This is a genomic window from Mesorhizobium sp. M7A.F.Ca.CA.004.12.1.1, assembly GCF_003997835.1.
In the GTDB taxonomy this organism is placed as follows: domain Bacteria; phylum Pseudomonadota; class Alphaproteobacteria; order Rhizobiales; family Rhizobiaceae; genus Mesorhizobium.
In genome coordinates, this window is sequence record NZ_RZRK01000260.1 from 1 (window position 1) to 7,410 (window position 7,410).

General features: G+C 64.0%; 2 protein-coding genes. Both read left to right on the plus strand.

The window, feature by feature from the left end; translation table 11 throughout:
• Positions 1-565, plus strand: a 565-nt coding sequence (locus tag EN984_RS15565; RefSeq protein WP_127383818.1) for a HutD family protein, incomplete at its 5' end; no start/stop codon positions are given.
• A gap of 267 nt (positions 566-832) precedes the next feature.
• Positions 833-7,410 (plus strand): glucoamylase family protein (locus EN984_RS15570; protein WP_127383819.1); only part of this gene is annotated, 6,578 nt, incomplete at its 3' end.

Below are 7,410 nucleotides of genomic sequence, written 5' to 3' on the forward strand. Positions count from 1 at the left end.
ATACCGGTCGATGCCGTGGAAGAACGGCGGCGGCGTGACGACGGAAATCGCCGTCTCGCCCACGGGTGCCGGGTTCGACGATTTCGACTGGCGCGTCTCGATGGCGCGTGTCGAATTGAGCGGGCCGTTCTCGCAATTCGCCGGCATCGATCGCACCCTTGCCGTGCTCGAAGGCGAGGGCATCGTCCTCGAGATTGCCGGCCACCCGCCGACATCCATAAACAGGACGACCGCCCTGTTTTCTTTCCCGGCCGACGTGCAGACCTCGGCTGCGCTGATCGGCGGGCCGATCACCGATCTCAATGTCATGACCCGCCGAAGCCGGGTGACGCATTCGGTCGAACGCCTGGTGATTTCGGCCCCCGTGGAAGTCCGGACTGAAGCCGGCACAACGCTCATCCTATGCTTGGACGGCGACGTCAGCGTGCCCGCCGCTGAACCGGTCCGCCTCGGTCCGCTCGACACGCTGCTGTCCGGTCCGGTCAGCACCGGCCTGCTCGTCCAACCCGCCCATGAGGCAACGCTGTTCGTGATCCGGATCGGCTCTGTCGCCGGCAACGATTAACGCTTGTTTCCAAACATGATCGCGGCACCGGCGAAATATAGCGTAAGCTGCTGGCGGCATCACGAAAAAGCCTGAATCCTCTCCGCCGATCTGGCCTGGCGGGAAGTGGGGTGCTTGTCTTTGAGTTTTGCTGAGAGACGACGCCCTGTCGTGGTGCGGAAACAAACTTTCGGCAAGTGGGGTTTATGCAACCAATTGCATTTGAACCGGTTTTAGGGCCATTGCCGTGGCGGTGACGCCGCTCAGTGCCCGCTTACGGAATTTTCAATGAATATTCAGACGAATCCTGCCCAAATCGAGAAGACAAGCGCGAGCTTCCCGGCCATCACGGAAGAGCCGATTCGATCCAACTTTCTGCCCGAAGAGCGTCTTCGTGTGCTTGGCGAAAGCCTGGCAAAAGGCGACCTCACGGATCTGTTCGGCCTGACGCCCTTCGATTTTCAGGCCCGTATCCGGGACAGCGCCAAGAAGATTTTGGAAGTCTATCGGTCGACCAATGCGGCGCAGGCGAGGGGCGAGACGATCACGCCGGCGGCACAATGGCTGCTCGACAACAATTACCTGGTCGAAGAGACCATTTTCCAGGTCAAGCGCGACCTGCCGCGCCGCTTCTATCGCCAGTTGCCGACCTTGAAACTGCCTGACGGCGGCAGCGTGCCGCGCGCGCTGGCGCTGGCGTGGACCTATGTCGCGCATTCGGACAGTTCCGTTTCGGCGACGATGTTCAAGTCCATCGTCCAGGGTTTTCAGTCGGTCGAGCCGCTGAAGATCGGCGAGCTCTGGGCGCTGCCTTCGCTGTTGCGCTTCGTCCTGATCGAAAATCTCCGCCGGCTGGCCGTCAGGGTCAATCGCACCCGCCAGATGCGCCAGATCGCCAACGATGTGGCCGACAAGGTCCTGGCGACCGACGACAGCGCCGACCGGCAGTCGATCCTGTCCAATTTCAGCGCGCATGCGCAGGACACCACCTTCGCCACCCAACTGCTCTACCGCCTGCGCGATGGATCGCAGAATGCCGGCAAGGCTCTGGAATGGCTGGAAGGCGAGCTCGAAAAGACCGGCTCCGATGCTGAGGAAATCATCATTTCCGAACATCACACGCTGTCCAGCGGCAATGTGACGACGGGCAACATCATCCGCGGCCTGCGCCTCATCAACGACGTCGACTGGACGGTGTGGTTCGAAGGCGTCAGCCGCATCGACACCGTGCTGCGCGAGCGCACCGATTTCGCCGCGCTCGACTTCTTCTCGCGTGACCAGTACCGGACCGCGATCGAGGAATTGGCGCGCCGTTCGAACCTTTCGGAATATCGCGTCGCCGAGAAGGCTATCGAGTTGGCCGGCCACGCCGCCAGCGATGGCGACGGAGACGTGGTTTTAACCGGGCCCGCCCACACCGATGTCGGCTTCTTTCTCGTCGGCCCACGCCGGCTCGAGCTGGAGAAGGCGATCGGCTATCGACCCACCATCAGCCAGACAGTCAAGCGTGCCTTCCGCAAGACCGGGTGGCTCGGCATCGTCGTACCGGTATTTGCGCTGACGGCGCTGCTTCTCGTTCTCTCCGGCAATGCCCTTGCCAATCTCGGCCTGTCGGTGCCCTCGATCGTCCTGATGCTGGCGCTTTTTGCCGTGCCGGCCAGCGAGGGCGCGCTTGCCTTCTTCAACACGGTCGTATCGCTGTTCCTGAAACCGACGCGTCTTGTCGGTTATGATTACCGGCACGGCGTGCCGCCCGAGGCGCGCACGCTGGTGGTGGTGCCGTCGCTGATCGGCTCGCGCGACGATGTCGAGGAAAACATCCGCAACATCGAGGTGCATCATCTCGCCAATACGGCCGATGAAATCCATTTCGCGCTGCTGTCGGACTGGCCGGACTCGAAGACCGAGATCGATGCGGCCGACACCGAAATCCTCGAATTCGCCCGTGCCGAGATCGCTCGTCTCAACGCCCGCTATCCGTCCGAAGGCGCGCCGCGTTTCTACATCCTGCACCGGCGCCGGCTCTTCAACGCGGCGCAAGGGGCCTGGATGGGCTGGGAGCGCAAGCGCGGCAAGCTGCACGAGCTCGATCTTCTGCTGCGCGGCGACAGCGACACCACGTTCCTGCCGCTCGACGTGCCGCTGCCGGAGAACGTCGTCCATGTGATGACGCTCGATGCCGACACGCGCACCACCCGTGACGCGGTCGCCACCCTCGTAGGCAAGCTCTGCCACCCGCTCAACCGGCCGCATTTCGATGCCAGCAAGCGCGTCGTCACCGCCGGCTACGCGATCCTGCAGCCGCGCATCACCGCGTCGCTGACATCAGGCGACGATGCGTCGTTCTTCCAGCGGGTGTTTTCGGCCAATCGCGGCCTCGACCCTTATGTCTTTGCCGTGTCCGATCTCTATCAGGACGTCTTCGGCGACGGCTCCTTCACCGGCAAGGGCCTTTATCACGTCGACGCCTTCGAGGCCGCCCTGCAGGGCCGCATCGAGGAAAACACCATCCTCAGCCATGATCTGCTGGAAGGCGCGCTGGCGCGCGCGGCGCTGGTCACCGACGTCGAACTGGTTGAGGACTATCCGACCCGCTACTCGGTCGACGCCTCGCGCCACCATCGCTGGGCGCGCGGCGACTGGCAGTTGCTTGGCTTCATGCTCGATCCGCGCTCCGGCGTGCCGGCGCTGTCGCGCTGGAAGATGATCGACAATCTGCGCCGCTCGCTGACGCCGATCTTCTGGGTGATGGCGGCGATCGCCGGCTGGACGCTGCTGCCCTTCACGCAGGCCGCGCAATGGCAGGCCCTGCTGATCCTCAGCCTGTTCATGGCGCCGACATTCGATATCGTCAACGCCATCCTGCCCAAGAGCGGCGACCAGACGCCACGCGGCCATTTCTCGGCTCTGGCGCGCGACGTCGCCTTCGGTACCGCCATGGTGGCGCTGAAGATCGTGCTGATGGCGCACAATGCCTGGATGATGGGCGATGCCATCGTGCGTACGCTCTACCGGCTGTTCGTCAGCCGCCAGAACCTTTTGGAATGGCGCACCGCCTCGCAGGCGCACAAGGCGGGCGACAACGATGTCGGATCGTATTACGGCATGATGTATGGCGCCGTGATCATCGGCTTCGTCGGCCTTGCCATTCCGGTGCTGGCCGATTCGACCGGCGCCTTCGTCGCCTTCTTCTTCGCCCTGTTCTGGATTGGCTCGCCGGCCATCGCCAGCTGGATCAGCCGTTCGGCCGAAACCGAGGATCGGCTGCGCATATCGCAGGCCGACATCCATACGTTGCGCACGGTGGCGCGGCGCACATGGCACTATTTCGAAAGCTTCGTAACGGCAGAGCATCACCATCTGCCGCCGGACAATTTCCAGGAAAGCCCGGCGCCGGTGGTGGCGCCGCGCACCTCACCGACCAACATCGGCGTCTACCTGCTGTCCGTCGTTTCCGCCCGCGACTTCGGCTGGATCAGCCTGTCCGACGCCATCACCCGCATCGACGCCACCATGGCGACGATCGAGGGCATGCCGCGTGAGCGCGGTCACCTCTTCAACTGGTACGACACGACGACACTGAAGCCGCTCTATCCGCTCTACATCTCGGCTGTCGACAGCGGCAATCTCGCTGGCCATCTGGTGGCGGTGGCTGCGGCCTGCGCCGAATGGGCCGAAGCACCTTCCGTCCATCTCCAGGGCGATTTCGAAGGCATTCTCGACACGGTCACCATCCTCAGCGAAAGCCTCGATGATCTGCCCGACGACCGCCGTCAGTTGCGCCCGCTGCGCCAGCGTCTCGCCGACCGCCTCGACGGCATGCGGCGCGCTGTCGACACGATCAAGGCGCAGCCCGAAATGGCGTCGATCCGCACCATCAACCTGGCTGTGCTGGCCGGCGAGATCCGCAAATTGGCCACCGCCATCCATACCGAGGCGGTGTCGCCCCAGAGCGACGTCATCGTCGACTGGGCGGCAAGGCTGGAAGCCACCTGCGAAGCGCACGTCCATGACGCGCACAGCGACGACAATGCCGTCGAGGCGCTGCGTGCCAAGCTGCTCACCTTGCGCGAGCGCACGCGCCGTTACGCCTTCGAGATGGATTTCTCCTTCCTGATGCGGCCGGAGCGCAAGCTGTTGTCGATCGGCTACCGGGTCGAGGAACACCAGCTCGACGAGAGCTGCTACGACCTTCTGGCTTCCGAAGCCCGGCTGACCAGCCTGTTCGCCATCGCCAAGGGCGACCTGCCGACCGAGCACTGGTTCCGGCTTGGCCGGCCGATCGTCGAAATCGGTTTCCAGGGCGCCCTGATGTCCTGGTCCGGCTCGATGTTCGAATATCTGATGCCGCCGCTGGTGATGAAGGAGCCGCAGGGCTCGATCCTCAACCAGACCAGCAAGCTGATCATCAAACGCCAGATCCAGTATGGCCGCCAGAAGAACGTGCCGTGGGGCATCTCGGAGGCCGCCTACAATGCGCGCGACCGCGAACTGACCTACCAATATACCAATTTCGGCGTTCCAGGCCTCGGGCTGAAGCGCGGCCTTGGCCAGAACACGGTGATCGCGCCTTACGCCACCATACTGGCGGCCCAGTTCAATCCGCGTGAAGCCGTGCTGAATCTCTCCCGTTTGCGGGAGATCGGGGCGCTCGGCCGCCACGGCTACTACGATGCCGTCGACTTCACGCCGCAGCGCGTGCCGGAAGGCACGGATCATGTCGTCGTCCAGAACTACATGGCCCACCATTCGGGCATGTCGATCGCGGCGGTTGCCGACGCCATCTTCGAAGGTCGCATGCGCGACCGCTTCCACAGCGATCCGGTCATCGAATCGGCCGAACTCTTGCTGCAGGAGAGGGCGCCGCGCGACATCCCGACCGCGACCGTCAGGACCGAGGCCGACGAACGCTCCAAGGACGAGACCGAGGTCGACAGCCCCGACACCCGCATCGTGCTCAATCCGCTGCAGTCGCTGCGGTCGACCAACGTCATGTCGAACGGCCGCTATTCGGTGATGGTCACCGCGACCGGCTCGGGCTACAGCCGCTGGGGCGATCTCTCCGTCACGCGCTGGCAGCCGGATCCGACCGAGGACCGGCTCGGCTCCTACATCTTCCTGCGTGACGCAGGCTCAGGCGACTGGTGGTCGGCTACAGCCGAACCGAAGCGCGCCGCCGAGGAAAAGGCGCAGACCTTGTTCTCCGACGACAAGGCGAGCTTCGTCAAATCCGTGGGCACGTTGCGCTCCGAGGTCGAATGCATTGTCATCTCGGAAGGCAATGGCGAGGGCCGTCGGGTCACGCTCTACAATGACGGTCCGTCCGACCGTCACATCGAAGTGACCTCCTTTGCCGAACTGGTGCTCGGCCTGGAGGCGTCCGACAACGCGCATCCGGCATTCTCGAAGATGTTCGTGGAAACCGAAATCTCTGCCAACAACGCGGCGATCTTCGCCACGCGGCGCAAGCGCGAGACCAGCGAGCCCGATATCGCCATGGTGCATTTCGTCACCGATCCGTCCGGATCGGCGCGCGATGCCGAGGCCGAGACCGACAGGCGCGCCTTCATCGGCCGTGGCCGTACCATCGTCGATGCGGCCGCTTTCGACCCGGGCGCCAGGCTGGGCGGCCATTCAGGCTTTACGCTTGATCCCGTCGCCTCGCTGCGCCGCCAGGTGCGCGTGCCGGCCAACAAGAAGATATCGCTGACCTTCTGGACCGTCGTCGGCGCTGGCCGCACCGAGCTGGACGAAGCCATCGCCCGCCTCGACCATCCGGAGAGCTTTGCCCGCCAGGCCATGCTTGCCTGGACGCGCAGCCAGGTGCAGACCCGCCATATGGGCCTCAGTCTGACCGATGCCGCCAATGTGCAGAAGCTGGCGCGCTATCTGATCTATCCGGATCCGTTCCTGCGTCTTCCCGCTGAATCCATCGCCTCGGGGCTGGGCAAGCAGTCGAGCCTGTGGCCGACAAGCATTTCCGGCGATTTCCCGATCTTCCTGGTCAGGATCGGCGACGTCGCCGATCTCGAAATCGTTGCCCAGGCGCTGCGTTTCCAGGAATATATGCGCACCCGCGGCATGATGATCGACTTCGTCGTCGTCAACGAGCAGGCGTCCTCCTATGTCCAGGACCTGCAGCGGGCGGTCGAGACGCTGTGCGAAAACAGCCGCCTGCGCGGCAAGGAGCTCGGACCTCGCCAGCACATATTCGCGGTGCGCCGCGATCTCATGGACGAAACCACCTACAAGACGCTGCTCGCTGTCGCCCGGGTGGTCCTGCACACGCGCAACGGCACCATCTTCGACCAGATCGAGCGCGCCGAGGCCGCGGCTCTGCAGGCGCGCGACGCTCTGGCAGCATTGCCAATTCCGCGTGAATTGCCGTCGCCGACACCCACGACGCATACTCCTGCCTCGCAGGCAGTGGCCAATGTCAGCGCTGATGGAAGCGGTCTCAGCCAGTGGAACGGCTTTGGCGGTTTCGACGGCGACGGGCGGCATTATGTCGTGCGCCTGGCCGGCCGGCGCACGACGCCGCAGCCGTGGATCAACGTCGTCTCCAACGCCTCGTTCGGCTTCCATACCTCCGCCGAGGGCGCTGCCTTCACCTGGAGCCGAAACAGCCGCGACTACCAGTTGACGCCGTGGTCGAATGATCCGGTCTCGAACCGGCCGGGCGAGGGCCTCTATATCTACGATCAGGCCAGCGGCAAGGCATTCTCGCCGCTCGCTGCCGTGGTGCGCGATCCCACGATGACCTACGAGGCTTGGCACGGCCAGGGTTTCTCGACCTTCCGCTCGAAGCGCGGACCATTGTCGATGGATCTCACCCATGTCGTCGATCCGGTCGATCCGCTGAAGAT